This is a genomic window from Bradyrhizobium sp. CCGB01, assembly GCF_024199795.1.
Taxonomy (GTDB): domain Bacteria; phylum Pseudomonadota; class Alphaproteobacteria; order Rhizobiales; family Xanthobacteraceae; genus Bradyrhizobium.
Window position 1 is genome coordinate 1,256,869 of record NZ_JANADK010000001.1, and the last position, 25,403, is coordinate 1,282,271.

A 25,403-nucleotide genomic window follows, 5' to 3' on the forward strand; every position below is an offset into this window, starting at 1 on the left:
ATCCGCCTCTACAGCCGCTTGATCGCGACGACCTCGCTGCCGGCCTGCCTGATCCGTGCAATCGCCGGCTCGGTCGGCTCGATCACGGTGGCCATGTGATGCGCGTTGGCGTGAACCATGGTGCTGCCGTCACGGACGATGGCGACATGGCCCTTCCAGAAGATCAGATCGCCGCGTTGCAGCCTGCTGCGCTCATGCGGCTCCAGTGCGCGGCCGAGGCCCGCCTGCTGCATATCGCTGTCGCGCAGGCAGCCGGTGCCCGCTGATGTCAGCGAGACCTGGACGAGGCCCGAGCAATCGATGCCAAAACTGCTCTTGCCGCCCCAGAGATAGGGCGTGCCGACGAAGCGCTCGGCGACCCCCACGAAATCCGCCTCGCGATGATCGAGCGGGGCGAGATGCGTCTTCGGCACGAACGTTCCCTCGCGCGTCACGGCGAAGCTGCCGTCCTCGCGCGCGATCGCGAGCTGCGATCCCATCACGAGCGTGTCGGTCGGCGGCAGCTTGATCGAGGGACCGGGGAAGGCGAACGTCCGGAGCGCGCAGATCACGTGGGTCGGGGCGGCCGACGGCTTCATGAGCGCTGCATCAGGCAGCCAGCCGACGTAACCATCGCCGGCAAGCTGGCCCCAGGCCCAGCCTTCGCCATTGCGATCGTAGACCGTGACGCGTTCGCCGCGCAGCGCTTGTGTCATCAGCATCGCGTTCGACGACGGCTGCTCGCGCACCGGCGCGACCGCGTCGAATACCTCGAATTCCTCGCCCGTGACGAAGCGATCCGCTTGCACCTTGCCTTCGAGATATTTCGCGGCGAGGTCGCCGCGTGCCGGTGTCAATCGCGGATCATGCATAGCGCTCGCTCAGCAATGCGTAGATGGCGCGCGCGGCCTGGCATTCGCCGCCTTCGGGCCGCGCCGGCTTCGCCGACGGGGTCCAGCCATAGATGTCGACATGCAGCCAGCTCTTCGCCTGCTCGACGAAGCGTTGCAGGAACAGCGCGCAGGTAATCGAGCCGGCAAAGCCGCCGGACGGTGCGTTGGTGATGGTGGCGGTCTTGGAGTCCAGCCACGCATCGTAGGCCGGCCACAACGGCATGCGCCACAATGGATCGTTCTCCTTCAGCGCGCACCGCGCGACGTCGGCGGCAAGCGTCTCATCATTGGTGTAAAAGGGCGGTAAATCCGGCCCCAGTGCGACGCGCGCCGCGCCGGTCAGCGTGCCCAAATCGATCAGCAGGTCCGGCTTCTCCTCGTCGGCCAGCGCCAGCGCGTCGGCGAGCACGAGGCGGCCTTCCGCATCGGTGTTGCCGATCTCGACCGTGATGCCCTTGCGCGAGGTGAAGATGTCGAGCGGGCGGAAGGCATTGCTGGAGACGGCATTTTCCACCGCGGGAATCAGCACGCGCAGGCGGACCTTGAGCTTCGCATCCATCACCATGCGCGCGAGCGCCAGCACGTTGGCGGCGCCGCCCATGTCCTTCTTCATGATCAGCATGCCGCTCGACGGCTTGAGGTCGAGCCCGCCGGTGTCGAAGCAGACGCCCTTGCCGACCAGCGTCACCTTGGGGTGGCCGGGATCGCCCCAGTTGAGGTCGATCAGCCGCGGCGCGCGGTCGGAGGCCATGCCGACGGCGTGGATCAGCGGGAAATTCTGTTTCAGGTCATCGCCGATGGTGCAGGCGAAGCTTGCGCCGAACTCGGCGGCGAGGTCTTGCGCGGCTGCGGCCAGCTCCTCCGGCCCCATGTCGTTGGACGGCGTGTTGATGAGGTCGCGCGCCAGCATCGCCGCATCCGCCATGCGGCTGATCTCGGCCGTATCGACGCCATCAGGCGGCACCAGCCGGACATCGGGACGGTCGGCCTTGCGGTAGCGGGCGAAGCGGTAGCACCCCAGCGCGAATGCGAGCGCCGCCAGCCGCGCATCGTGCGGTGCATTGGCAAAACGATAGGTGCCCGGCGGCAGCAGGCCGGGCAGGGCGCCCGGCCGGAACAGGTCGCGCGATCTCGCGCCATTGTCCTCTAATCCGAACAGCACTTGCGCGATGGCGCCATCAGGCGCAGGCAGCGCGAGATAGCCGCCCGGCTTGGCGGTAAAGGCGCTCGCGGCGGCGAATTGGCGCTGCGCCGGCGGCAACGTCTCGGCGACCTGATCCCAGCTCGACTTGGTGACGAAGGTGATCGGGATGGCGGTGGACGATGTCTCGAAGACAGAAGGCATTGGCGGGTCCGGATCGTCGGATCAAACGGGTCATACGAACGGACGAGACTTCGCAGAGTTTGGCCGCGGCTGCAATCGGCTTTGCCGTCGCCGTTCGGCCCCGCTACTCCCGACAAGGGGGCCATGCTAGGTTCCGGCAACGGCCGCCGGATCTACCGGGAAAACTGTGCAGCAGATTATCGGCGGCCGAAGACGAAGCCTGCCGGGAGGAGACTGCAATGGAATTCGTGTGGAGCGTGGTCACATTCATCGGCCAGGCCGTCGAGGCGATTTTTGGTTATGTCGAGCATCATCATTGGATATTCGCATTCCTTGCCGGCGGTTACGTCTTCTATCTCCACGACCGCTCCGTCCACGCGCGGTTCGATGCGCTCGACAAGCGCATCGACGAAATCCGCAAGCGGCTTGCCATCCAATATTGATCGGGCGAGCGAAACCATCGCCGGGCAGATCTCGTATCCATGCTGAGAACTGCCGTTCACAAGAGCGCGGCTGCGGGCCTTTACTAGCGCGGCGGTTGTGCCATTATTCACGAATATTTTAAATTGTGCCGTGCTGTTCTGTAGGCATCGCGCGCAAGAACTCGGCGGCCCGGCCAGATACCGGCCTGACCTATTCGTCGAAGGCATTCTTCTCATCGTTTGGGCGGCGCAGCATTCGCAAATGAGCGGCGCAAAATGGATAGATCGTTCGTCATTGCGCAGATTTCCGACCTGCATCTGGACGGCTCAGGCCGGCTGCTGGCGACGACCGAGGCGCTCGCTGCCGCAATTCGCGAGAGGATGGCGGACTTCGCAGACGTTCCCGATCGCATTCTGCTGATCACGGGTGATCTCGTGGACGATCCCACGCCGCGCGCGCTCGACGAAGCGCTCGCCGTCATCGCATCCTTCCGGCAGACCGGGCTATTTACCGACATCCAGGCGGTCGCGGGCAATCACGACGTCAAGCGCCCGAGCCAGCGTGCAGGCCGTCACGACGTCTATGATTACCTGCATCTGCCGCGGACCTCGAAGAGCGTCTATTACCGCCAGGCTGGCCTCGATCTGGTGCTGCTGGATTCCAACCGCGCGAGTCTGACGACGCTCGCGAGCGGCAATATCGACGAGAACGCCTACAACGCGCTTGTCGCTGATTCCGCCCGGCTGAGCGTCGAGCTCGCGGGCAGCATGGGATCCGCGGGGCGCGCAGACTATTCGGAGCCGGCGGAAAACCTGGTGCGCGTGCTGGCGCTGCATCATCATCTGCTGCCGCAGGCGACCGGCGAAGGAAAGCGGTTTCTCGGCGTGCCCGACGAACCGCTGATGTATCTTGCGGCGCCTGCCACGTTCCTCGAAGCGGCGACGTCCCTCAACGTCAATCTGGTTCTGCACGGACACCGGCATGTCGAGGGACTCACCCGCTATTCGATCCCGGATCCGCGTGCCACGCGTAGCGCGAGTGGCGAAGCCTTCTGGCGCACGATCTATGTGCTCTCCTGTCCGTCCTCGACCGGGCAGGGCGGTGACGACGCCGGCTTCAACATCGTTCATTTCGGACCGTCGTCCCAGTCCGGCCGCGCGGAGTACCGGTTCGCGATCGCGCGCTATTCGCGGCCGCGCAACGACGGCGCTTTCAGGCTGCTCGACTCGAACCTGGCGGACGGCGTCATCAGGTTGCCGGCAGGACGGGATTTTTCCCGCGATCCCGCCGTCCAGTCGGTGATCGAGATCGCTTCGTGTGCAGCGCTGAAGCGTGATCAAGTCACGGCACAGGCCCGCCGGCTTCTGATGCGCCGCGCGTTCCATGCCGACGGCGAGGTCGACTGGTCGAGCGTGCTCCACGCCTATCTCGTCACCTCACATGCCTGGGCCGATATCGAGGGCAAGTTCGCGAGGTCGGGGCGCAGGCAAGACGTCGAGGCGATGGCCGCGGTGAGGTTGCTGCTGCGCCGATTGATCGAGCACTGTGCCGACGTGCTTGGCATCGACGATGTTCAGCTCGACGAGCTCCGTGCGAGGCGTCTCGTCAACCGCGACGACCTCCGGCGCGAATTGCCGCGAGGACCGCGTGCTGACGTCGATGTCGAGGCGCAGGTGCAGCAAAGACTGCAATTGCTGCACGACCTGAACGAGCAGGTGAAGGTGCTCGGCGTCGATCTGGGTCTCGCCGGGAAGGCGTCCTCGCCGCCGCCGTGAACGGCAGGCAGGCTGACGTTAACCGCGCGTTAGGGTTAACAGTCTATTGCTGGCGCGTTCGGCTCGATCAATCGGCTCGAGAGTCAAGGCGTCATGCGTCAACGGTTCAGTCTTGCCCGGCTTCTCGCGTCCACCTCGCTGGTCGCGGTGGTGGCCATGGGCCTCGGCGGCTGCACCGCCATGTCGAAACTCTCCGATGTCACCGGCTCGATCGGGCCGCGGGCGGAAACCGCCCCCACAGATCCCGCACGCGCCGTGGAAGTCTATGGCGAGCGCTACCGTGCCAATCCCAAGGATGCCGATGCGGCGCTCGGCTACGGCCAGGCCCTGCGTGCCAACGGCCAGCGGGCCCAGGCCGCCGCCGTGCTCGAGCAGGCGACCATCGCCAATCCCGGCAACAAAGCGCTGCTCGCGCAATATGGCCGCGCGCTCGCCGACAACGGCAATTTCCAGCAGGCCTACGACGTGCTGTCGAAGGCGCACTCGCCCGACAATCCGGACTGGCGCCTGCTCTCGGTGCAAGGCACCGCGCTCGATCAGATGGGCCGTCACGACGAGGCGCGTTCCTATTATGCGAGCGCGCTGAGGATCGCGCCGGGTGATCCCGGCGTGCTCTCCAATCTCGGCCTGTCCTACATGTTGTCGAAGGACCTGCCGAAGGCCGAAGAGGCGTTGCGGCAGGCCTACGCCTCGCCGCGTGCCAGCACCCGGGTGCGGCAGAATCTTGGTCTCGTCGTCGGCCTCCAGGGCCGCTTCGCCGAAGCCGAGACGATCGTGAAGGCCGACCTGCCACCGGACCAGGCCGCGGCCAATGTGGCCTATCTGAAGGAAATGCTGAGCCGCAGCGACGCTCCGCGCGGCGCATCGAAGCGGACGCCGGTCGCCTCGCTCAGCCAGTCCGACTGATCAGAACCTGATCCTGCAATCCTGAAGCTGCCGGCGGACCGCGCGCGGTCCGCGCGTTGTCGGTGCAGCGTCTTGCGTCAGTGCAGCTCGGTGATCTTGATGCCGGTCGGTCCGAGAATGACGACGAACAGCACCGGCAGGAAGAACAGGATCATCGGCACCGTCAGCTTCGGCGGCAGCGCGGCGGCCTTCTTCTCGGCTTCGTTCATGCGCATGTCGCGGTTTTCCTGCGCCATGACGCGCAAGGAATGCCCGAGCGGGGTGCCGTAGCGCTCCGCCTGCTGAAGCGCGAGACACACCGATTTGACGCCTTCGAGCCCGGTGCGCCGCGCCAGGTTCTCATAGGCGACCTTGCGATCCTGCAAATAGGACAGCTCGGCCGTGGTCAGGGTGAACTCTTCAGACAGGGCGATCGACTGGCCCACGATTTCGGTGGCGACTTTCCTGAACGCCATTTCGACCGACATACCGGCCTCGATGCAGATCAGGAGCAGGTCGAGTCCATCCGGGAAGGCGCGCTTGATCGAGAGCTGGCGCTTGGAAATTGCATTCTTGAGGAACAGCATCGGCGCCTGAAGGCCGAGATAGGCCGCGCCGATGCAGATGCCGATCTTGATCGGCATCGCCTGCTGCATATGCGCGATCAGGAACACGTAGATGATCGAGCCGACGAACAGCACGAGCGGAGCCACCATGCGGGCGAAGAGGAAGGTGATGTAGGGTGCCTGGCCGCGATAGCCCGCCATGATGAGCTTGTCGCGCGCGGCTTCCTGCGCGAGCCATTTGGTGAGGTTGAAGTCCTCGACGACCCGGGAGACGACCTGCTTCGGCGTTTGCCGCAGCGAGACCTTCTCGCTCTTGTTGAGGCGGTCGCGCTCGCGCTGGCGGATACGCTCGCGCTCGCTCGCCACCGCCTTCATGCGCTTGGAGAGGCCTTCGCCGGCGAACAGCGGCATCACCAGCGTATAGACGGTGGCGCTGGCGGCGATGGCCGCCAGCAGCATGGTCATGAAGCGGACGTCATGCAGTTTCGAGACGAGGAATTCGACCATACGGCACCGTCAGAAATCGAAATTGATCATCTTCTTCATCACCATGATGCCGATCGACATCCAGACGATGCAGCCGACCAGCATGAGCTGGCCGGTGGGATGGGTCCACAGAATCGAGATGTAGTGCGGCGTCGTGAGGTAGACGAGGAACATCACGATCGGCGGCAGCGAGCCGATGATGCCGGCCGAGGCCTTGGCTTCCATCGACATCGCCTGGATCTTTTCCTTCATCTTCTTGCGGTCGCGCAGCACCTTGGAGAGGTTGCCGAGCGCTTCGGAGAGGTTGCCGCCGGATTTCTGCTGGATCGAGATGACGATGCCGAAGAAGTTGGCTTCCGGCAGCGGCATGCGCTCGTAGAGACGCGAGCAGGCCTCGCCGAGCGGCATGCCGATCGCCTGCGTCTCGATGATGGCCAGGAACTCGCTGCGCAGCGGCTCGGGCGCGTCGGCGGCGACGACCTTGATCGATTCGAACAGCGGCAGGCCGGCCTTGATGCCGCGAACGATCACGTCGACCGCATCGGGCAGCGCCGCCAGGAATTTGCTTTCGCGTCGCTTCTTCAGGAAGCCCAGCGTCCAGCGTGGCAGGCCGAAGCCGCCGGCAAAGGCGAGGCCGGCGGCGCCAAGCATGCCGCCGCCGACGAACAGAGCGATCCCGAACAGCGCTCCCGCCACTACGGCGGACACGATCCAGAATTTCTGCGTCGTCCAGTTGAGCCCTGCCTGCGACAGGCGAACATTGAGCGGAACGCTCTTCTCCTGCTGGCGCCGCGCCTCGAGATCCTTGAGCGAAGTCTCGACCTGCTCGCGGCGCGACCGTTGGGTCTTCTCGGTCTGCTTGGCGGCGGGCGCATCCGCGCGCGCGATCGAGGCGCGGCGGCCTTCCGCCTTCCGTTCTCCGGACAGGAGCGGATAAAGGAACACCCAGGCGATGCCGCCGACGGCGGCAGTGGCGAGGAAGGCGAGGGCGAGGACCTGCATGTTCATGGCTGCGCCGATCTGATCATGTCTTCGGCGCGACTTCCGCCGCATCGAGCGCGGCGGCAAGGCGCTTCTCGTCGCCGTAATAGCGCGCACGCTCCCAGAATTTCGGCCGGCCGATGCCGGTCGAGCGGTGCCGGCCGATGATCTTGCCGTTGGCGTCCTCGCCGACCATGTCGTAGAGGAAGATGTCCTGGGTGATGATGGTGTCGCCCTCCATGCCCATCACCTCGGTGATGTGCGTGATGCGGCGCGAGCCGTCGCGCAGGCGCGCGGCCTGGACGATGACGTCGATCGAGGCGCAGATCATCTCGCGAATTGTTCGCGAGGGAAGGGAAAAGCCGCCCATCGTGATCATGGATTCGCAGCGCGAGAGCGCTTCGCGCGGATTGTTGGCGTGCAGCGTGCCCATCGAGCCGTCGTGACCGGTGTTCATGGCCTGGAGCAGGTCGAACGCCTCGGGTCCGCGGACCTCGCCGACGATGATGCGTTCGGGGCGCATACGCAGGCAGTTGCGCACCAGTTCGCGCATGGTGACCTGGCCCTCGCCCTCGATGTTCGGCGGGCGGGTTTCGAGTCGCACCACGTGCGGCTGCTGGAGCTGGAGCTCGGCCGCGTCCTCGCAGGTGATGACGCGCTCGTCGTGCTCGATGTAGTTGGTCAGGCAGTTGAGCAGCGTGGTCTTGCCCGAGCCGGTGCCGCCGGAGATCAGCACGTTGCAACGGACGCGACCGATGATCTGGAGGATTTCCGCACCCTCCGGCGAAATCGCCCCGAACTTGACGAGCTGATCCAGCGTCAGCTTGTCCTTCTTGAATTTGCGGATGGTGAGTGTGGGGCCATCGATCGACAGCGGCGGCACGATGGCATTGACGCGGGAGCCGTCGGCGAGGCGCGCGTCGCAGATCGGCGAGGATTCGTCGACGCGCCGGCCGACCTGGCTGACGATGCGCTGGCAGATGTTGAGGAGCTGCTGGTTGTCGCGGAAGCGGATGCCGGTGCGCTGGATCTTGCCGGCGACTTCGATGTAGACGGTGTTGGCGCCGTTGACCATGATGTCGGCGATGTCGTCGCGCGACAACAGAGGCTCCAGCGGGCCGTAGCCGAGAACGTCGTTGCAGATGTCGTCGAGCAGCTCTTCCTGCTCGGCGATCGACATCACGATGTTCTTGATCGCGATGATCTCGTTGACGATGTCGCGGATTTCCTCGCGCGCGGACTCGGAGTCGAGCTTTGCGAGCTGGGCGAGGTCGATGGCCTCGATCAGGGCGCCGAAGATCATCGCCTTGACCTCGTAGTAATTGTCCGAGCGGCGGGAGTCCATGGCCGGCGCCGGCCGGGCGGGGGCAAGCGGCGGCGAGGCGACGGCCGGCGGGGGCGGCGCGCGCGACACCGCGGGCGCCGAAGCCTGGACAGGCTCGGGCGACACGGCGCCGGGCTTGGGAGCCCGAATATCGGTGTCTGTTCCGCTACGCTTACCGAACACTTAACGACTCCATGCGGCGGCTTATTTTCCGCGCAACTTCTCAATCAGGGGTGAAAGCAGAGAAGACTTTTGCTTCTTCGTCTCGCTGCGGCCGGTCAGGCGCTGGGCGATCTGAAGGAACATCTCGATCGACTTGTGGTTGGCGGAGATCTCCGCGATCATCTGACCGTTGTTGGCTGCCGAGCCGAAGATCTGCGGCTCGAACGGGATCGAGACGACCGGCTGGCTCTCGATCGCCTTGGCGAACTCGGCGGCGGCGATTTCGGGCCGTTTCGGGACGCCGACCTGGTTCAGGCAGTAGAGCGGAGGCCGGTCGTTGGGCCGCGAAGCCTTCAGCAGATCGAACAGGTTCTTGGTGTTGCGCAAATTGGCGAGATCGGGCGCTGCGACGATCAGGATGTCGTCCGCCCCGATCAGGGCGCGCTTGGTCCAGCCCGACCATTGGTGCGGGATGTCGAGCACGATGCAGGGCATGGTGGAGCGCAGCGTGTCGAACACGGCATCGAAGGCGTCGGTGCCGAAATCATAGACCCGGTCCAGCGTCGCCGGCGCCGCCAGCAGGCTGAGATGGTCGGTGCATTTCGACAGCAGGCGGTCGATGAAGGCGGTGTCGACGCGATCCGGCGAGAACACGGCATCCGCGATACCCTGCGGCGGGTCCTGGTTGTAATCGAGCCCGGCGGTGCCGAAGGCGAGGTCGAGATCGGCGACGACCGCGTCCATCGCGAGGTCGCGCGCGATCGCCCAGGCGACGTTGTGGGAGATGGTGGACGCGCCGACGCCGCCCTTGGCGCCAACCACGGCGATGATGCGGCCGACCGCCTTGGCTTCCGGTGCCGAGAACAGGTTGCAGATCGAGCGCACGACGTCGATCGCGCCGACCGGCGCGAGCACGTAGTCGCTGACGCCGCGGCGCACCAGCTCGCGGTAGAGCATGACGTCGTTGATGCGGCCGATCACCACCACGCGGGTGCCGGCGTCGCAGACCGTGGCGAGATGGTCGAGCCCGGTCAACAGATCGTTGCGGCCGTCGCTCTCGAGCACGATCACGTTCGGCGTCGGCGCCGAGCGGTAGGCTTCGATCGCAGCCGCCATGCCGCCCATCTGGATCTTCAGATGGGCTTTGCCGAGACGACGGTCTTCGCCGGCCGACTGCACCGCGGCAGCGGTCTCGACGGTCTCGCAGAAAGCCTGGACCGACACGCGGGGCGCGGGGGCAATATGCTCCTCGACCGCCGTCGGTGCCTCTGGCTGCTCTTCTTGAGTCTGGCGAGCGTAGCTGATCATTTGCCGGTGTCGCTGAGTTTGGCCTTGTCGGCTTCAGGATAGGTGGTCGCCGTCGTCATTCCCTTGCGATACTTCTCGAAGGCCGTGGTGCGGCGCGCCGTGTAGGACGGCGTTTCGGTTCGCGGCTGCTCGAGGTCCGACGGATTGGCGATCATCGCCGCCATGTTGCGCTGATAGGCGCAGCCGTAATTGTAATAGTCCTTGTTCTCGAACCAGCTCCGGTTCTTGATCGAAGGGCCGATGTCGTCAGGCCACAGGCCGCAGGGACCCGCGATCGCGGCGATCCTGGAATAGGTGAGCCGGATCGGCGGCAGGAAGCGCCTGTCTTCAGGCTGGTAGGGACGAACGTTGATGCCGCGCGGTGGGACGCCGGCCCCCGCCAGCATCGCCTGGATTTCCCGCATGGTGTCCGCGACCGGCCGCGCGTTGGGCGTGCCGGACGGCACGTCGATACGGATCGCACCGGTGCCCTCATGCAGCCAGGCCGAAGCAACACCCATCACGTCGGCGCGCTGGGCGGCAGTCAGTCCACCACGGGCATGGCCGACGAAGACGACGATCGAGCGGTTCTGCTCCTCGATCGCGATCGGGTGACGCTGCTTGTAGTCGTCCGGAATGGAGGCCGTGACCTCCTGGTCGTGCTGGCAGCCGCCGAGGGCGAGCGCCATGCCGACGAGCGCGCCGCCAAGGCGGACGGCGCGTTTGCGAAGCTGGGGTGGTTTTGTGATCATCGAGAAGTCCCCGTTCCGCCTCAATCGGTAATGAAGCCGTAGGTGCCGCGGTAGTTCTTGGCCGGTTCGGTCCGGCCGGGCACGCCGTAGATGCGGTTGATGTTGCCGAGCAGCTCGGCCTGCGGATCCGCAGGCGCTGCGAAGCCGTCATCCGGCCGCGACAAGTCCTTTGGCGCCGCTGCGCGAACGACATAAGGCGTCACGATCACGACCAGCTCGGTCGCGTTGTTGACGAAGTCGCGGCTGCGGAACAGCGTGCCGAGCACCGGGAGCTGCATCAGCCCGGGCAGTCCGCTGACTGCCTGCTTGGTCTGCTGCTGGATCAGGCCGGCCATCGCCATCGCGCCGCCGGAGGGAATTTCCAGCGAGGTTTCGGCACGGCGGGTCTTGATCGAGGGCACCGTCAGCGAGTTCACCGACGTCGAGGTCACGGCCTGCGACAGCGTGATCGCATTCTCGTTCGACAGCTCCGAGACCTCGGTCATCACGCGCAGGCTGATCTTGCCCTCGCTCAGCACCACCGGGGTGAAGTTGAGGGAGATGCCGAACTTCTTGAAGCTGATCTGGGTGGTACAGACATGCGTGGTGGGATCGCACGCGTAGCCTGCCGGCACCGGGAATTCGCCGCCGGCGACGAAGGTTGCGGATTCGCCGGAGATCGCGGTCAGGTTCGGTTCGGCCAGCGTCCGGATCACGCCCGCGGTCTCCATCGCGCGCAGGGTGGCCTGCACCGACGGCGTCGAGCCGAACTTCGTGGTCAGATTGTTGCCGTCCACGAGATTGCGGCCAAGGGCCGTGAACGGGTTGGAGTTGGTGAAGCTCACCACCGACGTGCCGTAGTTCAGGTTCGCGGTGAGGTCGATGCCGAGCTGCTTGACGATGGTGCGCGCGACTTCGGCGACGGTCACCTTGAGCATGACCTGGTCGCGGCCGCGGACCAGGATCGAGTTCACAACCTTGTCGGCGCCGCCCGCAAGGCGCGCCGCGAGATCATTGGCCTGCTGCGCTTCCAGCGGATTTGCCGCCGTGCCGGTCAGGACGACGCCGTCGCCCAGCCCGTCGATCTGGATGTCGGAATTGGGCAGGATCTGCTTCAGCGCGGCCCGCACGCCGTTGAGGTCGCGCTTGACCGCGATGTCATAGGCCGCGATCTGCTGACCGGCGGAATCGAAGAACACGATGTTGGTCTGTCCGATCGCGGCGCCGATGATGTAGGCGCGCTGAGCCGAGCGAACGACCGCGTTCGCGATCTTGGGATCGGCGACCAGCACATCCTTGATGTCGCGCGGCAGGTCGATCACGATCGACTTGCCGATGCCGAGCGAGAGGAAGCGCGCGTTCATCTGACCGTCAGCCGCGACCTGCGCCCCCGGGCGGTAGTCGGCCGCGACCACGGGCGTGAGCACCGGGTTGAGCGCCAGCGCGAAGGCGGCCGAAAACGACAGGGCGCGGACCGTGGAGGTTCGCATCGTCGTCAAATCTGCCCTGCATTTCATATCGACAGTCCTCATCGTGCCTTCGCCGTCGCGCTTGGGATGCCGTAGCGAATGATCGAAACGCCGTCGCGCTTCTGCGCGGAGTCATCGAGCGTGATCTCGCTCATCTTGACGTCGACGATGCTGCGCAGCGCCAGCGACAGCGTGCCGCTCTGGCGGGCCGCGGAGAGCGTCGCCGTCTGCGTGGGATTGAGCTCGAGGGTGACGGTCTTGCCGACCACCGCGTTCTGGCCGTCCTTCTCCCTCGGTGCCTGGTCGATCGCCAGCACGCGGATATTGGCCAGGATGATCTCGGACGTGACGATGTCCTGGGCGCCGGCGCTCTGGTCGGGATTCTTGAGCCGGCGCGTCAGGAGCACGTCGACGCGGTCGTTGGGCAGGATGAAGCCGCCGGCGCCGGTCTCCGGCGAGATTTCGGTCGAGATCGCACGCATGCCGGTCGGCAGGATCGCGGCCATGAAGCCGGACCCCTCGGCCTTGACCAGCTTCTGGTCGCGGATCGGTTCACCCTGGATGAAGGGCGCGCGCGCGATCGAGCCGGTGACCTGGGTTGCGCCCTCGGGGCGCTCGTTGCGGCGAATGAAGGTGCTGCTGGCGGTCGCAGACGGCCAGGTCTGCCATTGCACGTCTTCCGGCTTCACGGTCTGGCCGAGGCCGATGTCGTTCTTGGCGACCAGGACGTCGACGGTTGGAAGCTGGGCGACCGGAGCCGCTGGAGGCGGCGCAGAGTCCGAGCCGCTCGCCAGGTACGCGGCGACGCCGCCGGCGCAGATGGCGACCGTCAGGACGACTATGCGTGCCCTATTCATACGCTTCACTTTCCACAAAACGCCGCGACGCTGCCGCCGCCGTAATCGGCAGTTGACCAGCTATTCGTCAAAGCATGGTTAATGAGGCGTATCTAAATCGCCTTAACGCCGGGTTTACCCGGTGTGTTCAGCGCAGTGCGAGGTGAGCGAGGTCGATCGCCTTCACCCACTCGGTCTCCGGATAGACCATCAGCGCGCCGAGCGTGAGCGCGATCCCGTAAGGGATGCCGCTCTCCTTGTCGTGCAGCCGTGCCAGCCACGCCTGGCCCGCCAGACCGTACGGCAATGGCCATTGCCGGAACTGGAGCAGGAGCAGCGTCAGCGCTCCGCCGAACAGCGAAGCGTAGAGCAGGAAATCCATCAATTGTGCGAAGCCGAACCAGAGCGCGACCGAAGCCGCAACCTTGGCGTCGCCGCCGCCCATCCAGCCCATCGCGAAGCAGGTGAAGGCCACGACGAGGAGCAGTGCGCCAGCGCCGACATGGGTCAGCATGTCGTAAGGTGCCATGCCACCGGCGAACGCGAGCACGAAGAAGCCTGCGACCAGCGCCAGCGACACGCGGTTCGAGATGGTCATCGTGAAGAGATCGCTCGCGGCGGCGAATGCCATCAGGGCCGGGAAGAGCAGAAGGCGCGCAAGGTCGAGGATCATGGGCTGCGTCTTGAGCTTGATCTGAATCTTGGGTTCATCGCGGGATCGGAGCGTCGCCGCATGCTAGCCGGCAGTTGCTAAACAAACCGACAACGGCGGCAGCGGCCGCGAGGGCCGGAATCCGCCGCAGGCGTGCTCACCAGATGCTGGCAATGCGCGCGGCGAGGACGGCCATCGCGAGCAGCAGCGCAAGGCAAACCCAGTACGCCGGCGAAGAGGTGCCGGCCGCCTCCGCCTCGCTCGCCGCAACCGCGGCATCGGTTCTGTACTCGCGCAACGCCACTGGAACTCGCCATATCCGGAAAAACAAAGGCCCCGGAAGTCCGGGGCTTTTGCAGTCGTTCGTCGGTCGCTTACTTCAGCGAGGTGCTGATCGAGCCGAACTTGGTGTTCAGCGAGCTGCCGAGGTTGTTGACGACGGTGATGATGGCCAGCGCGATGCCGGCGGCAATCAGGCCGTATTCGATGGCGGTGGCGCCGGATTCATCCTTCGCGAAACGCGCAATCAGGTTCTTCATGAACTAAACTCCGTCTGGGGTGATCGCCTCGTTCGGCGTTGTGCTTGACGCGGTGAGCATGTGAGCCGAGCTCTTTCGGTAGAGTTAATTCGATCGGGCAAACGCCCTTCTTGCCCGATGCTTTTGCCCAGAGTGAATTTGGCCTTAAGGACGCAGTCGAAATTCTTCCCGTTCCAGATGCGCCCCAAGTGGGCCGCCGACTTCACCCTCCCTTAAATTTCGCGGAGTAGGCGTAAGGGGGATCAGAGGTCCGGAAGAGAGGCGACGATGTCGAGCCTGCCCATGCAAGTCGCCTTGATGCTCGGCGAGACCATCCAGAAGATGGTGCCCGTCACGCTCGCGCTCGCCGCGGTCTTCACGGTGCTCGAGCATTTCTGGGCCTGCAATCCCGGCCCGGCGTGGTGGCGCAAGCGCGAGATCCTGACCGACATCTGCTACTGGTTCTTCGTTCCGGTGTTTGCCCGTACCATGCGGATCGGCCTCCTGATCGTCGGCGCAGGCGCAATCTTCAACATCCACGACGCAGACGACCTCATCGCCTTCTACGACAATGGCCACGGTCCGCTGGCGCAGCTGCCGCTGTGGGTCCAGGCGATCCTGTTCCTGGTGTTGTCTGATTTCATGCTGTACTGGCTGCACCGGCTGTTCCACGACGGCGGATTCTGGAAGTACCACGCCATCCATCATTCGTCGGAGGAGATCGGGTGGATTTCCGCGGCCCGCTTCCATCCCGTCAATCTCATGCTCGGGACGATCGGCGTCGACGTCGTGCTGCTGATGGCCGGCATCTCCCCGAACGTCATGATCTGGGTCGGTCCGTTCACCACCTTCCATTCCGCCTTCGTGCACGCCAACCTGAACTGGACCTTCGGGCCGTTCAAATATGTGCTGGCGACGCCGGTGTTCCACCGCTGGCACCACACCGGGCTCGAAGAGGGCGGAGACACCAATTTTGCCGGGACGTTCCCGATCTGGGACGTGCTGTTCGGCACCTTCCGCATGCCGGAGGGAAGACTGCCGCAGGACTACGGCAAGGACGAAGCGACCATGCCGAAGGAGATCGGGGGCCAGCTTGCCTATCCGTTCCGCCGCTAGGAGCGGGGTCCGACGCCTTCGCGGGCCCGCAAATCGCCAATCTGTTCAAACAATAGCCGGCGAGTTTGCGGAACGTTCACGAATTGAGGGCAGGTTAGCCGGGTCGGGCACCGGCTCCGCTGTATCTGATCGCTTCTGCCGGTTTGTGACGTCCCGGGGGTAAGAGTATGCGTAAAGAGTTGCTGCGCCGTCAGGCGCGCGTTTGTCTTCTGGTTGCGGCTGCGGTGCTGGCATCGCCGGCCGCGAGCCTTGCCGAGGCGACCGCCGATGCCATCGCCGTCAATGTCGACCAGGCCAAGCTGGTCCGGCTGCCCGGCAAGGTGGCGACCATCGTGGTCGGCAATCCCCTGATCGCCGACGTGACGCTGCAGCCCGGCGGCATGATCGTCGTGACCGGGAAGGGCTACGGTGCCACCAATTTCATCGCGCTCGACCGGGGCGGTGAGATCCTGGTCGACCGCCAGATCCAGGTCGAAGGTCCGAGCGACCGCCTCGTCACCGTCTATCGCGGGGTCGAGCGCGAGTCCTACAGCTGCATGCCGCTCTGCCAGCGTCGCGTGACGCTCGGCGACAGCGACAACTACTTCAACAACACGATGAGCCAGGCCGGCTCGCTGAGCAGCAGTGCCAGCGGCAACGCCAGCGCGGGCACTAAATCCAACTAACGAGACCCACCGGCGGGGTTGCCCGGGCCGGACCCTCCGGTCCCGCCCGGACGCGCGCGTGCGCGAGAGAGATCCTCTCTCCGTGCCGAAGGCGTTCGTGGTTAAGGCATCCCTAATGGCGCGGTTCGCCGGGTGCGGATCGCCTGAAACACTTCAACAATCAGTTTCCGCCATTGAAAGGGCAGATGACCGCCGCCGCGGGGGAATTTGACGCGATGCCATCGCCTGCATCTACGAGGTTCACGCTCCGGAAAGCGCTGCGCCGGTTTCGCCGCAATCGCCGCGGCTCAGCAGTCGTCGAGTTCGCGCTGGTCGCGCCGATCTTCTTCGCGCTGCTGTTCGCTATCATCGAGACGGCGCTCGTGTTCCTGGCCGGCCAGGTGCTCGAGACCGTCACGCAGAATTCCGCGCGCGTCGTGCTGACCGGCCAGGCGCAATCCGGTTCGGTGACCGTCTGCGCGGTGTCCGGCGTCAGCACGCCCTGCACGCAGGCGACGTTCAAGACCTATGTCTGCAGCCAGATCCCGGCGCTGTTCGATTGCAGCAAGCTCTATGTCGATGTCGCGAGCTTCTCGTCCTTCTCCGGGGTGACGCTGTCGACCCACATCGACGGCTCCGGAAATTTCGACACGACGATGGGCTACAGCCCTGGAAGTGCAGGCGACATCGTGGTGGTGCGGCTGTTCTACCAGTGGCCGCTGTTCGTCACCGGGCTCGGCTACAACATCTCCAATCTGACGGGCAACAAGCGGCTGCTGGTGGCCACGGCCGCGTTCAAGAACGAGCCCTATTGAGGCCAATGGATCGGGCGAAACGATGCAGGCGATGTTGAAGATCGGGCGGACATGCCGCTGCGCCGCAGGCGAATTCGTCGCCGACAACAGGGCGTTGGCCGCGACCGAATTCGCGGTGATCGTGCCGTTGATGCTGGTGTTGTTCTTCGGCACGGTCGAGTTCTCGTCGGCCGTGGCGATCGATCGCAAGGTGACGCTGATGGCGCGGACGCTGTCGGACCTGACCTCGCAGTCGACTTCGGTCGGCGACACCGACATGACGAATTTCTTCGCGGCCTCGACCGGCATCATGACGCCGTACTCGACCACGCCGGTGGCTTCGACGATCAGCGAACTCTATGTCGATCCCTCGACGTTGCAGGCGCATGTGCAGTGGAGCAAGGGATCGGTGCCGCGGACGCAGAAGTCCCTGGTCACGATTCCCACCTCGCTCGCGATCGGCGACACCTATCTGATCTTCAGCGAGGTCAGCTACACCTACACGCCCACGATAGGCCATGTGCTCAAGAATGCGATCACGCTGAGCGATGTCGCCTACACGCGCCCGCGCCAGTCCACCTGCGTGTATTACAGTCCCGATACGGCCTGCACGAAGTACTGAGCCGGCCCGCTTCTTTCGGACATGAAAAAAGGCCGTGCATCGCGCACGGCCTTTTCCATTTGCTTGTTCGCCAGAGCTGATCCGGAAGGCTATGCACGACGCACGGCCTTCTTTCACGCCCGATGGCTCAACCGGCGGCGCGGAGGTTGTCCGCTGCCGACTTGCCGGAACGGCGGTCGGCCACGATCTCGTAGGAGACCTTCTGACCTTCACGCAGCGTGCCGAGGCCGGCGCGCTCGACGGCGCTGATGTGCACGAAGACGTCCTGGCCGCCATCGTCGGGCTGGATGAAGCCGAAGCCCTTGGTCGCGTTAAACCACTTCACGGTTCCCATGCTCACGGGGTAGTTCCTTCTCAGATATGCAGTGTCGAAGCCTACTTTCGCAGGCGGGTTAGATCGAGTTTCTGGAAGGGTCGTCAGCGTGTCTGAACCGGCTGTACCGGTGGATGCCAATGTCGTCCGGCCGAAAATCGATGGCTGATTTTATTGGAATTAAGGCACCAAAACAATCCTGACGTGCACGATTTTTTGATCCGCCGCGTTTCCCGCGGCAGATCAGCATACAGGTCAGAATTTTACTTCCGCAACGAGATGCTTGAGCGGATCAGCGGCGGCGGAACTGGCCGCCGCGCTGTCCGGGACGCGGAGGTCCGCCGACGCCGGCGGGACGTTCGTCCTTGTGACGGAAAATCAGCCGGCCCTTCTCGAGGTCGTAGGGCGACATTTCCACCGTCACACGGTCACCCGCCAGCGTCTTGATGCGGTTCTTCTTCATCTTGCCGGCGGTGTAGGCGACGATCTCGTGCCCGGCGTCGAGCTGCACGCGGTAGCGCGCGTCGGGGAGGATTTCGGTGACCAGTCCTTCGAACTGGATCAGCTCTTCCTTAGCCATGAATTTCTCCAGGTCGTGGACGGCTAGTGCGAATAGGGTTTGCGGTTCGGTTGGCCATTCGGCCGACTCTCGCGGCGTAAAAAGGCCACGCCTTGTATCCCATCAGACGTCCCGGCGCCATGCGCGGAACGCTGTTCCGGACGGTCAGCTGACGAAGAATGCATCTTGCCACCGGAGCGGCGGCGGCGAGACCCCTTCGGGCCGTTGCCGGGCCGTCCGTCGACGTGCCGCGCGTCGCCATGCCGGCCTTCACCGGGCCGTCCATCGCCCTGCTTGCTGGCGCTATGGTGGCGTCCGTCGCCATGCCTTTCGTCGGCACGCCGTCCGTCACCGTGGCGTCCCTCACCATGCCTTGCGCCTTGCGGACGCTGGCCCGGGCGGCCCTGGCGGCCCTGTCGTTGCTGCGGCGGGGGAGGACCCGCATCGCGGCGTCCGGCGTCGGTGCGGTGATCCTCACGCGGCAGCGCCACGCGGATCAGCCGCTCGATGTCGCGGAGATAGCTGAGTTCCTCGCCGCCGGCGACCAGCGAGATTGCGGTGCCGTCGGCACCGGCGCGCGCGGTGCGCCCGATACGGTGCACATAGGTCTCGGGCACGTTCGGCAGGTCGAAATTGATGACGTGGCTGATGCCGTCGACATCGATACCGCGAGCGGCGATGTCGGTGGCGACGAGGGTGCGGATCTCGCCGGAACGGAACTGGGCGAGCGTCCGCTCGCGGTGGTTCTGTGACTTGTTGCCGTGGATCGCGCTGGCGGCGATGCCAGCCTTCTCGAGTGTCTTCACGACCTTGTCCGCACCGTGCTTGGTGCGGGTGAAGACCAGCGCGCGATTGACCGGCTCATCCTTCAGGAGCTTGGTCAGGAAGGCGGGCTTGGCGGAGAAGTCGACCTGGACGATGCGCTGGTTGATCCGCTCGGCGGTCGAGGACACCGGGGTGACCGCGACGCGGGCGGGGTCCCGCAGCATCGCGTCGGCGAGCTCGGCGATGTCCTTCGGCATGGTGGCCGAGAAGAACAGCGTCTGCCGCTTGATCGGGAGTTTCGCGACGATTTTGCGGATGTCGTTGATGAAGCCCATGTCGAGCATGCGGTCGGCCTCGTCGAGCACGAGGAATTCGACGCTGCCAAGCTTCAGCCCGTTGCTCTGCACGAGGTCGAGCAGGCGGCCGGGCGTGGCCACCAGCACGTCGACGCCCTGCATCAAGGCGCGGACCTGACGGCCCATCGGCACGCCGCCGATGGCGAGCGTCGAGGCCAGGCGGATGTGGCGGCCATAGGCGTTGAAACTGTCGAGGATCTGGCCGGACAGTTCGCGGGTGGGCGAGAGGACCAGCACGCGGCAGGTCTTCGGCTGCGGCTTGATCCGGTTCTCCAGCAGGCGGTGCAGGATCGGCAGCGCGAAGGACGCGGTCTTGCCGGTGCCGGTCTGGGCGATGCCGACGACGTCGCGGCCGGTCAGCGCCGTGGGGATCGTCTGGGCCTGGATGGGGGTGGGAGTGACGTAATTCTCTTCGGCGAGAGCACGCGCGATGGGTTCGGCAAGGCCGAAGTCCTGAAAGGAAGTCAAAAGATGGGCTCTTTCCATGTCGAAAGCAGGCGCCCGGCGCAATCAGCGGGGCACGCGCAATAAGGGTGTCAAATAGACACCTGCGTGTTTGGGGTGTCGGATGGCTTGATGGGATGGGGCAAGCCAGAGGCCCGAAAGGGCTTAAGAACACGCGGCTCGCTACGACCGCTTGATTCGCAAGAGGTCTCGGACCTCCATATGGAACATTCAGGGGGCCGTTTCAAGGCGACGCGGCCCGAAACGGCGATTGCGGTGCAAAAATAGTTATGCCGGAAATTTAGACAGAGCTGCTGTTTTGCTCAAAAAATAACCCGCCTGCCGCATTAGCATACATTTTATTCGCCCAAGTTTTGAGCAATGCGACTGCGGCGAAAGTTGGATTGCGGCAAAATTATATAATCTGACCAATAGGTTGGCATGTGCCCAGCCCATGGCATGGTTCTTGCGATTCCGTTAATCGCAGGCGGCCGTGGGGCCGTTTCGCAGCGTCTATTTCACGTCTGCGTCAGGGAGATGATACACTCATGCTTACCAAATCCACTCACGATATAGCGGCGTCATTTAGCCGCCGCGGCGTGCTCGCCGCGACCGCCGGACTGATGCTCGGTCTGGCTTCATTGACCGGCGCAAAGGCCGCGGACGACACCATCAAGGTCGGCGTCCTTCATTCTCTCTCCGGCACCATGGCCATCAGCGAGACCACGCTGAAGGACACCATCCTCTTCCTGATCGACGAGCAGAACAAGAAAGGCGGCGTGAACGGCAAGAAGCTCGAGGCCGTCGTCGTCGATCCCGCTTCGAACTGGCCGCTGTTCGCCGAAAAGGCGCGCGAGCTGATCACCAAGGACAAGGTCGCGGTCGTGTTCGGCTGCTGGACCTCGGTGTCGCGCAAGTCGGTGCTCCCGGTGTTCAAGGAGCTGAACAACATCCTGTTCTACCCCGTGCAGTACGAGGGTGAGGAGAGCGAGCGCAACGTGTTCTACACGGGTGCTGCGCCGAACCAGCAGGCGATCCCCGCCGTCGACTACCTGATGAAGGACGAGAAGGTGAAGCGCTGGGTGCTCGCGGGCACCGACTACGTCTATCCGCGCACCACCAACAAGATCCTGGAAGCCTACCTGAAGTCGAAGGGTGTCGCCCAGGAAGACATCATGATCAACTACACGCCGTTCGGTCATTCCGACTGGCAGACGATCGTGGCCGACATCAAGAAGTTCGGCTCGGCCGGGAAGAAGACCGCGGTGGTCTCGACCATCAACGGCGACGCCAACGTCCCCTTCTACAAGGAGCTCGGCAACCAGGGCATCAAGGCCAAGGACATCCCGGTGGTCGCGTTCTCGGTGGGTGAGGAAGAGCTCGCCGGTATCGACACCAAGCCGCTGGTCGGCCATCTCGCCGCCTGGAACTACTTCGAGTCGATCAAGACCAAGGATGGATCGAACGAGAAGTTCATCAAGGATTGGCAGGCCTACACCAAGAACCCGAAGCGCGTGACCAACGACCCGATGGAAGCGCACGTGATCGGCTTCAACATGTGGGTGAAGGCCGTCGAGAAGGTGAAGTCGACCGATCCGGACAAGGTGATCGACGCACTTCCCGGCATCGAAGCGCCGAACCTGACCGGCGGCGTGTCGAAGATGCTGCCGAACCACCACATCACCAAGCCGGTGTTCATCGGCGAGATCAAGGGCAACGGCCAGTTCGACGTGGTCTGGAAGACGCCCGGTCTCGTTGCCGGCGATGCCTGGTCGAAGGAGCTGGAAGGCTCGAAGGACCTGGTCGGCGACTGGGTCGGCAAGAAGTGCGGCAACTTCAACACCAAGACCAACAAGTGCCTCGGCTCGGGCTCCTGATCCGAACCTGACGCTTGATTGCACGACGGGAGGAGGCGGCTATTCCGCCGCCTTCTCCCCACTTCCTGCCGGGGTGATTTAAAGTGCCAACCAATCTGTCCGCTCGTCTCTGTACGTTTGTGCTCTCGCTATTGCTGATCGCGTTCGCGCTGCCCGCCTTTGCCGGTCCGTTCGAGGATGCGGTCGCCAAATTCGCCAATGACGATTTTTCCGACACCGATGAGGCGATCGGCGTTGTCGCGAGCAGCGGCAACAAGCTGGCCTTCCCCATCATCAGCGCGCTCCAGGACGGCCGCCTGATGGCCGATCCTGATAGCAAGAAGGTTTACGTCACCGGTGCCGACGGCAAGTCGATCGATGCCGCGACCGGCGAGCCCGTCGCCAGCGTTCCCGACAGTGCGAGCGCGGTCCGCCTCAACAACCGCCTGCGCCGCAGTGTCGATGCCGCGCTCGGCAGTCTGACGCTCCAGTCACCCGATCTGGCGACGCGACTGCAGGCCGCGCAATCCGTCTTCAAGTCGCACGAAGAGACCGCGCTCGAGGCCGTCGATGGCGCGCTCGCCAAGGAAACCAACAAATCGGTCAAGGCTGCGCTCGGCGAAGCCCGTGCGGCCATCCTGCTGTTCAAGCCTGATGCCACCGAGGTCGAGAAGCTCGAAGCGGTCGCCACCCTCAAGGCGCGCGGCGACCAGGAGGCGATGGCGCTGCTCACCGGCATGGGCGACCAGCCCGCCTCGGTGACCAAGGCCGCCGCCAGCGCGATCAGCTCGATCCAGAGCTCGCTTGCGGTCTGGTCCACGGTTCAGAATGCCTGGTACGGTCTCTCGCTCGGCTCGGTGCTGCTGCTCGCCGCGATCGGGCTCGCCATCACCTTCGGCGTGATGGGCGTCATCAACATGGCGCATGGCGAGATGGTGATGATCGGCGCCTACACCACCTTCGTGGTGCAGGAGGTGATCCGCACCCGCTATCCCGGCCTGTTCGACTATTCCTTGCTGATCGCCGTGCCGCTCGCCTTCCTCGTCGCCGGCGCGATCGGCGTGCTGATCGAGCGCAGCATCATCCGCTTCCTCTACGGCCGTCCGCTGGAGACGCTGCTGGCGACCTGGGGCCTGTCGCTGGTGCTGCAGCAGGCGGTGCGCACCATGTTCGGCCCGACCAACCGCGAGGTCGGCAATCCCTCCTGGATGAGCGGCGCGTTCGAGCTCGGCCAGATCACCATCACCTATAACCGGCTCTGGATCCTCGTCTTCACGCTCGCGGTGTTCGCGATCCTGCTCGCGATGCTGCGCTACACCGCGCTCGGGCTCGAGATGCGTGCGGTGACGCAGAACCGCCGCATGGCGGCCTCGATGGGCATCGCCACCTCGCGCGTCGACGCGCTGACCTTCGGTCTCGGCTCGGGCATTGCCGGCATCGCCGGCGTGGCGCTGTCGCAGATCGACAATGTCAGCCCCAATCTCGGCCAGAGCTACATCATCGACAGTTTCATGGTCGTGGTGTTTGGCGGCGTCGGCAATCTCTGGGGCACGCTGGTCGGCGCCTTCACGCTCGGCATCGCCAACAAGTTCCTTGAACCGGTCGCCGGCGCCGTGCTTGGCAAGATCGCGATCCTGGTTCTCATCATCCTGTTCATTCAAAAGCGGCCGCGCGGTCTGTTCGCGCTCAAGGGCCGTGCGGTGGAAGCATGACCCCTCACATGCTGACCAGGTCGCTGGACCGCGGCGCGACGATCTTTCTCGCCATCGTCGTGGCCTGCGGCATTCTCATCCCGCTCTCCAACCTGCTGCTGCCCGCGGGCTCGTTCCTGCAGGTGCCGACCTATCTGGTCGCGCTCTGGGGCAAATATGTCTGCTACGCCATCCTCGCGCTTTCGATCGATCTGATCTGGGGCTATTGCGGCATCCTCTCGCTCGGCCACGGCGCCTTCTTCGCGCTCGGCGGCTACGCGATGGGCATGTACCTGATGCGCCAGATCGGCACCCGCGGCGTCTACGGCAACCCGATCCTGCCCGACTTCATGGTGTTCCTGAACTATTCGAAGCTGCCCTGGTACTGGTACGGCTTCGACATGTTCTGGTTTGCGGCGCTGATGGTGCTGGTCGTCCCCGGCCTGCTCGCCTTCTGCTTCGGCTGGCTCGCCTTCCGCTCCCGCGTCACCGGCGTCTATCTGTCGATCATCACGCAGGCGATGACCTATGCGCTGCTGCTGGCGTTCTTCCGCAATGATTTCGGCTTCGGCGGCAACAACGGCCTGACCGACTTCAAGGACATCCTCAGCTTCAACGTGCAGGCCGAGGGGACGCGCGCGGCGCTGTTCGCGCTGAGCTGCCTGGCGCTGATCGCGAGCTTCCTGATCTGCCGCTCCGTGGTGTCCTCCAAGCTCGGCAAGGTGCTGATCGCGATCCGCGACGCGGAATCGCGCAGCCGGTTCCTCGGTTACCGCGTCGAATCCTACAAGCTGTTCGTGTTCACGCTCTCGGCTTGCATGGCCGGCGTCGCCGGTGCGCTCTACGTGCCGCAGGTCGGCATCATCAATCCGAGTGAATTCGCGCCGGGCAATTCGATCGAAGCGGTGATCTGGGTCGCGGTCGGCGGCCGCGGCACGCTGGTCGGCGCTGCGCTCGGCGCCGTCGTCGTCAACTACGCCAAGACGTTCTTCACCTCAGGCATGCTCGCGCCGTACTGGCTGTTCATGCTGGGCGCACTGTTCATCCTGGTGACGCTGCTCCTACCCAAGGGCATCGTCGGCACCTTCAACGCCTGGTGGGACTCGACCAGAGAAAAGCGCGCGGCGACCTCGGCCAGCGCGGCCGCTGAAGACGGCGTCACCGAACCGAAGATGGCGGAGTAGCGGTCATGAACGTCATGGACACCCGCGCGACCTCCGCCATGCTCTATCTCGACGGCGTGCACGTCTCGTTCGACGGCTTCCACGCCATCAACAACCTGTCGCTGACGCTCGAGCCCGGCGAGATGCGCGCCATCATCGGCCCGAACGGCGCCGGCAAGACCACGATGATGGACATCATCACCGGCAAGACCAAGCCCGACGAGGGGACGGTGCTGTTCGACGGCGTCACCGACCTGACGCGGCTGGACGAGACCCGCATCGCCGAGCTCGGCATTGGCCGCAAGTTCCAGAAGCCGACCGTGTTCGAGAGCCAGACCGTGCAGGACAACCTCCTGCTCGCGCTCAATGTCGACCACAGCGTCAAGGGCACGCTGTTCTGGCGCGGCAGCAGGGCCGAGTCCGAGCGCATCGACAAGGTGCTGGAGACGATCCGTCTCACCGAGGCGCGCAATCGCCTTGCCGGCAGCCTCAGCCACGGCCAGAAGCAGTGGCTCGAGATCGGCATGCTGCTGGCGCAGGACCCCAAGCTGCTCCTCGTCGACGAGCCCGTCGCCGGGATGACCGACGTCGAGACGCATCTCACCGCCGAGCTGCTGAAGGAGATCAACAAGACCCACACCGTGATGGTCGTCGAGCACGACATGACGTTCGTGCGCGAGCTTGGCGTCAAGGTCACCTGCCTGCATGAAGGCACCGTGCTCGCGGAAGGGACCATCGACCAGGTCTCGTCCAACGAGCGGGTCATCGAAGTTTATCTGGGACGCTGAG

26 protein-coding genes are annotated in these 25,403 nt (G+C 64.6%); 11 read left to right on the plus strand and 15 right to left on the minus strand.

Translation table 11 applies throughout. From position 1 onward, the window contains the following. Nucleotides 1-8: 8 nt before the first annotated feature. Together NLM25_RS05630 and NLM25_RS05635 are read right to left on the minus strand one after the other, a co-directional pair. Nucleotides 9-851, minus strand: coding sequence for an NlpC/P60 family protein (locus NLM25_RS05630; protein ID WP_254136351.1), 843 nt, complete (start codon nucleotides 849-851; stop codon nucleotides 9-11). Next, complete coding sequence (locus NLM25_RS05635) at nucleotides 844-2,217, minus strand: M17 family metallopeptidase (RefSeq protein ID WP_254136352.1); 1,374 nt, start codon at nucleotides 2,215-2,217, stop codon at nucleotides 844-846. The genes NLM25_RS05630 and NLM25_RS05635 overlap by 8 nt, the downstream gene beginning before the upstream one ends. Nucleotides 2,218-2,435: 218 nt before the next feature. On the opposite strand from NLM25_RS05635, the gene NLM25_RS05640 reads away from it, so the two are divergent. From NLM25_RS05640 to NLM25_RS05650, 3 genes are all read left to right on the plus strand, one after another. Further along, a complete protein-coding gene (locus tag NLM25_RS05640; RefSeq protein ID WP_254136353.1) occupies nucleotides 2,436-2,639 on the plus strand; it encodes a hypothetical protein in 204 nt (67 codons plus the stop codon). Between the two features lie 255 nt (nucleotides 2,640-2,894). Then, the gene (locus tag NLM25_RS05645) at nucleotides 2,895-4,394 is read left to right on the plus strand and encodes a metallophosphoesterase (RefSeq protein ID WP_254136354.1); all 1,500 of its coding nucleotides are present in this window, start codon (nucleotides 2,895-2,897) and stop codon (nucleotides 4,392-4,394) included. A 93-nt stretch (nucleotides 4,395-4,487) separates the two neighbouring features. After that, nucleotides 4,488-5,300, plus strand: a complete 813-nt coding sequence (locus tag NLM25_RS05650) for a tetratricopeptide repeat protein (RefSeq protein ID WP_254136355.1) — start codon at nucleotides 4,488-4,490, stop codon at nucleotides 5,298-5,300. Nucleotides 5,301-5,377: 77 nt separating this feature from the next. Here the strand turns inward: NLM25_RS05650 and NLM25_RS05655 are convergent, their stop codons facing one another. The 10 genes from NLM25_RS05655 to NLM25_RS05700 all read right to left on the minus strand — a co-directional run bounded on the left by NLM25_RS05655 (nucleotide 5,378) and on the right by NLM25_RS05700 (nucleotide 14,312). Continuing rightward, entirely contained in the window at nucleotides 5,378-6,352 is a 975-nt protein-coding gene (locus NLM25_RS05655; RefSeq protein WP_254115973.1) for a type II secretion system F family protein, read from the minus strand. Nucleotides 6,353-6,361: 9 nt separating this feature from the next. Next, nucleotides 6,362-7,339, minus strand: a complete 978-nt coding sequence (locus tag NLM25_RS05660; protein ID WP_254115974.1) for a type II secretion system F family protein — start codon at nucleotides 7,337-7,339, stop codon at nucleotides 6,362-6,364. A 16-nt stretch (nucleotides 7,340-7,355) separates the two neighbouring features. Next, entirely contained in the window at nucleotides 7,356-8,819 is a 1,464-nt protein-coding gene (locus tag NLM25_RS05665; protein WP_254136356.1) for a CpaF family protein, read from the minus strand. Between the two features lie 21 nt (nucleotides 8,820-8,840). Next, on the minus strand, nucleotides 8,841-10,106 hold the full coding sequence (locus NLM25_RS05670) for an AAA family ATPase (RefSeq protein WP_254136357.1): 1,266 nt from the start codon (nucleotides 10,104-10,106) through the stop codon (nucleotides 8,841-8,843). Next, a complete protein-coding gene (locus NLM25_RS05675) occupies nucleotides 10,103-10,837 on the minus strand; it encodes a CpaD family pilus assembly protein (RefSeq protein ID WP_254136358.1) in 735 nt (244 codons plus the stop codon). The genes NLM25_RS05670 and NLM25_RS05675 overlap by 4 nt, the downstream gene beginning before the upstream one ends. 20 nt (nucleotides 10,838-10,857) lie before the next feature. Then, complete coding sequence (locus NLM25_RS05680) at nucleotides 10,858-12,333, minus strand: type II and III secretion system protein family protein (protein WP_254115985.1); 1,476 nt, start codon at nucleotides 12,331-12,333, stop codon at nucleotides 10,858-10,860. Between the two features lie 11 nt (nucleotides 12,334-12,344). Further along, the gene (gene cpaB / locus NLM25_RS05685) at nucleotides 12,345-13,142 is read right to left on the minus strand and encodes a Flp pilus assembly protein CpaB (protein ID WP_254115986.1); all 798 of its coding nucleotides are present in this window, start codon (nucleotides 13,140-13,142) and stop codon (nucleotides 12,345-12,347) included. Nucleotides 13,143-13,269: 127 nt separating this feature from the next. Next, entirely contained in the window at nucleotides 13,270-13,794 is a 525-nt protein-coding gene (locus NLM25_RS05690) for a prepilin peptidase (protein WP_254136359.1), read from the minus strand. Between the two features lie 136 nt (nucleotides 13,795-13,930). Continuing rightward, the gene (locus tag NLM25_RS05695; protein ID WP_254124742.1) at nucleotides 13,931-14,071 is read right to left on the minus strand and encodes a hypothetical protein; all 141 of its coding nucleotides are present in this window, start codon (nucleotides 14,069-14,071) and stop codon (nucleotides 13,931-13,933) included. Between the two features lie 76 nt (nucleotides 14,072-14,147). After that, nucleotides 14,148-14,312, minus strand: coding sequence for a Flp family type IVb pilin (locus tag NLM25_RS05700; RefSeq protein WP_166813093.1), 165 nt, complete (start codon nucleotides 14,310-14,312; stop codon nucleotides 14,148-14,150). Nucleotides 14,313-14,579: 267 nt separating this feature from the next. Between NLM25_RS05700 and NLM25_RS05705 the strand changes: the two genes are divergently transcribed. The 4 genes from NLM25_RS05705 (at nucleotide 14,580) to NLM25_RS05720 (ending at nucleotide 17,467) form a co-directional block, all read left to right on the plus strand. Then, on the plus strand, nucleotides 14,580-15,407 hold the full coding sequence (locus NLM25_RS05705) for a sterol desaturase family protein (RefSeq protein WP_254115988.1): 828 nt from the start codon (nucleotides 14,580-14,582) through the stop codon (nucleotides 15,405-15,407). A 167-nt stretch (nucleotides 15,408-15,574) separates the two neighbouring features. Next, nucleotides 15,575-16,072, plus strand: coding sequence for a pilus assembly protein N-terminal domain-containing protein (locus tag NLM25_RS05710; protein ID WP_254115989.1), 498 nt, complete (start codon nucleotides 15,575-15,577; stop codon nucleotides 16,070-16,072). Nucleotides 16,073-16,287: 215 nt separating this feature from the next. Beyond that, nucleotides 16,288-16,866 (plus strand): TadE/TadG family type IV pilus assembly protein, encoded by a 579-nt coding sequence (locus tag NLM25_RS05715; RefSeq protein WP_254136360.1) that lies wholly within the window; start codon nucleotides 16,288-16,290, stop codon nucleotides 16,864-16,866. A 22-nt stretch (nucleotides 16,867-16,888) separates the two neighbouring features. Continuing rightward, on the plus strand, nucleotides 16,889-17,467 hold the full coding sequence (locus tag NLM25_RS05720) for a TadE/TadG family type IV pilus assembly protein (protein WP_254136361.1): 579 nt from the start codon (nucleotides 16,889-16,891) through the stop codon (nucleotides 17,465-17,467). 127 nt (nucleotides 17,468-17,594) lie between these two features. On the opposite strand, the gene NLM25_RS05725 is transcribed toward NLM25_RS05720, so the two are convergent. The 3 genes from NLM25_RS05725 to NLM25_RS05735 all read right to left on the minus strand — a co-directional run bounded on the left by NLM25_RS05725 (nucleotide 17,595) and on the right by NLM25_RS05735 (nucleotide 19,946). Next, a complete protein-coding gene (locus NLM25_RS05725) occupies nucleotides 17,595-17,807 on the minus strand; it encodes a cold-shock protein (RefSeq protein WP_028148374.1) in 213 nt (70 codons plus the stop codon). Nucleotides 17,808-18,072: 265 nt separating this feature from the next. Next, complete coding sequence (gene infA, locus NLM25_RS05730; RefSeq protein ID WP_254115993.1) at nucleotides 18,073-18,360, minus strand: translation initiation factor IF-1; 288 nt, start codon at nucleotides 18,358-18,360, stop codon at nucleotides 18,073-18,075. A 23-nt stretch (nucleotides 18,361-18,383) separates the two neighbouring features. Continuing rightward, complete coding sequence (locus tag NLM25_RS05735; RefSeq protein ID WP_254115994.1) at nucleotides 18,384-19,946, minus strand: DEAD/DEAH box helicase; 1,563 nt, start codon at nucleotides 19,944-19,946, stop codon at nucleotides 18,384-18,386. Between the two features lie 506 nt (nucleotides 19,947-20,452). Here NLM25_RS05735 and urtA point away from each other — a divergent pair. From urtA to urtD, 4 genes are all read left to right on the plus strand, one after another. Beyond that, complete coding sequence (gene urtA / locus NLM25_RS05740; RefSeq protein WP_254115996.1) at nucleotides 20,453-21,781, plus strand: urea ABC transporter substrate-binding protein; 1,329 nt, start codon at nucleotides 20,453-20,455, stop codon at nucleotides 21,779-21,781. Nucleotides 21,782-21,864: 83 nt separating this feature from the next. Further along, nucleotides 21,865-23,472, plus strand: coding sequence for an urea ABC transporter permease subunit UrtB (gene urtB, locus NLM25_RS05745; RefSeq protein WP_254136362.1), 1,608 nt, complete (start codon nucleotides 21,865-21,867; stop codon nucleotides 23,470-23,472). Next, complete coding sequence (urtC, locus tag NLM25_RS05750) at nucleotides 23,469-24,635, plus strand: urea ABC transporter permease subunit UrtC (protein WP_254136363.1); 1,167 nt, start codon at nucleotides 23,469-23,471, stop codon at nucleotides 24,633-24,635. The genes urtB and urtC overlap by 4 nt, the downstream gene beginning before the upstream one ends. A 5-nt stretch (nucleotides 24,636-24,640) precedes the next feature. Continuing rightward, on the plus strand, nucleotides 24,641-25,402 hold the full coding sequence (gene urtD / locus NLM25_RS05755; RefSeq protein WP_254116001.1) for an urea ABC transporter ATP-binding protein UrtD: 762 nt from the start codon (nucleotides 24,641-24,643) through the stop codon (nucleotides 25,400-25,402). Nucleotide 25,403 lies beyond the last annotated feature (1 nt).

Bases quoted from the DNA above. Each gene is read 5' to 3' on its own strand.
- NLM25_RS05655 (WP_254115973.1), bottom strand. From the start codon at position 6,352: ATGGTCGAATTCCTCGTCTCGAAACTGCATGACGTCCGCTTCATGACC.
- NLM25_RS05700 (WP_166813093.1), bottom strand. From the start codon at position 14,312: ATGAAGAACCTGATTGCGCGTTTCGCGAAGGATGAATCCGGCGCCACC.
- NLM25_RS05675 (WP_254136358.1), bottom strand. From the start codon at position 10,837: ATGATCACAAAACCACCCCAGCTTCGCAAACGCGCCGTCCGCCTTGGC.
- NLM25_RS05715 (WP_254136360.1), top strand. From the start codon at position 16,288: ATGCCATCGCCTGCATCTACGAGGTTCACGCTCCGGAAAGCGCTGCGC.
- cpaB (WP_254115986.1), bottom strand. From the start codon at position 13,142: ATGAATAGGGCACGCATAGTCGTCCTGACGGTCGCCATCTGCGCCGGC.
- NLM25_RS05720 (WP_254136361.1), top strand. From the start codon at position 16,889: ATGCAGGCGATGTTGAAGATCGGGCGGACATGCCGCTGCGCCGCAGGC.
- urtA (WP_254115996.1), top strand. From the start codon at position 20,453: ATGCTTACCAAATCCACTCACGATATAGCGGCGTCATTTAGCCGCCGC.
- NLM25_RS05680 (WP_254115985.1), bottom strand. From the start codon at position 12,333: ATGAAATGCAGGGCAGATTTGACGACGATGCGAACCTCCACGGTCCGC.
- NLM25_RS05710 (WP_254115989.1), top strand. From the start codon at position 15,575: ATGCGTAAAGAGTTGCTGCGCCGTCAGGCGCGCGTTTGTCTTCTGGTT.
- NLM25_RS05735 (WP_254115994.1), bottom strand. From the start codon at position 19,946: ATGGAAAGAGCCCATCTTTTGACTTCCTTTCAGGACTTCGGCCTTGCC.
- urtC (WP_254136363.1), top strand. From the start codon at position 23,469: ATGACCCCTCACATGCTGACCAGGTCGCTGGACCGCGGCGCGACGATC.
- NLM25_RS05635 (WP_254136352.1), bottom strand. From the start codon at position 2,217: ATGCCTTCTGTCTTCGAGACATCGTCCACCGCCATCCCGATCACCTTC.
- NLM25_RS05645 (WP_254136354.1), top strand. From the start codon at position 2,895: ATGGATAGATCGTTCGTCATTGCGCAGATTTCCGACCTGCATCTGGAC.
- NLM25_RS05690 (WP_254136359.1), bottom strand. From the start codon at position 13,794: ATGATCCTCGACCTTGCGCGCCTTCTGCTCTTCCCGGCCCTGATGGCA.
- NLM25_RS05640 (WP_254136353.1), top strand. From the start codon at position 2,436: ATGGAATTCGTGTGGAGCGTGGTCACATTCATCGGCCAGGCCGTCGAG.
- NLM25_RS05670 (WP_254136357.1), bottom strand. From the start codon at position 10,106: ATGATCAGCTACGCTCGCCAGACTCAAGAAGAGCAGCCAGAGGCACCG.
- NLM25_RS05650 (WP_254136355.1), top strand. From the start codon at position 4,488: ATGCGTCAACGGTTCAGTCTTGCCCGGCTTCTCGCGTCCACCTCGCTG.
- NLM25_RS05630 (WP_254136351.1), bottom strand. From the start codon at position 851: ATGCATGATCCGCGATTGACACCGGCACGCGGCGACCTCGCCGCGAAA.
- NLM25_RS05660 (WP_254115974.1), bottom strand. From the start codon at position 7,339: ATGAACATGCAGGTCCTCGCCCTCGCCTTCCTCGCCACTGCCGCCGTC.
- urtD (WP_254116001.1), top strand. From the start codon at position 24,641: ATGAACGTCATGGACACCCGCGCGACCTCCGCCATGCTCTATCTCGAC.
- infA (WP_254115993.1), bottom strand. From the start codon at position 18,360: ATGGCTAAGGAAGAGCTGATCCAGTTCGAAGGACTGGTCACCGAAATC.
- NLM25_RS05705 (WP_254115988.1), top strand. From the start codon at position 14,580: ATGTCGAGCCTGCCCATGCAAGTCGCCTTGATGCTCGGCGAGACCATC.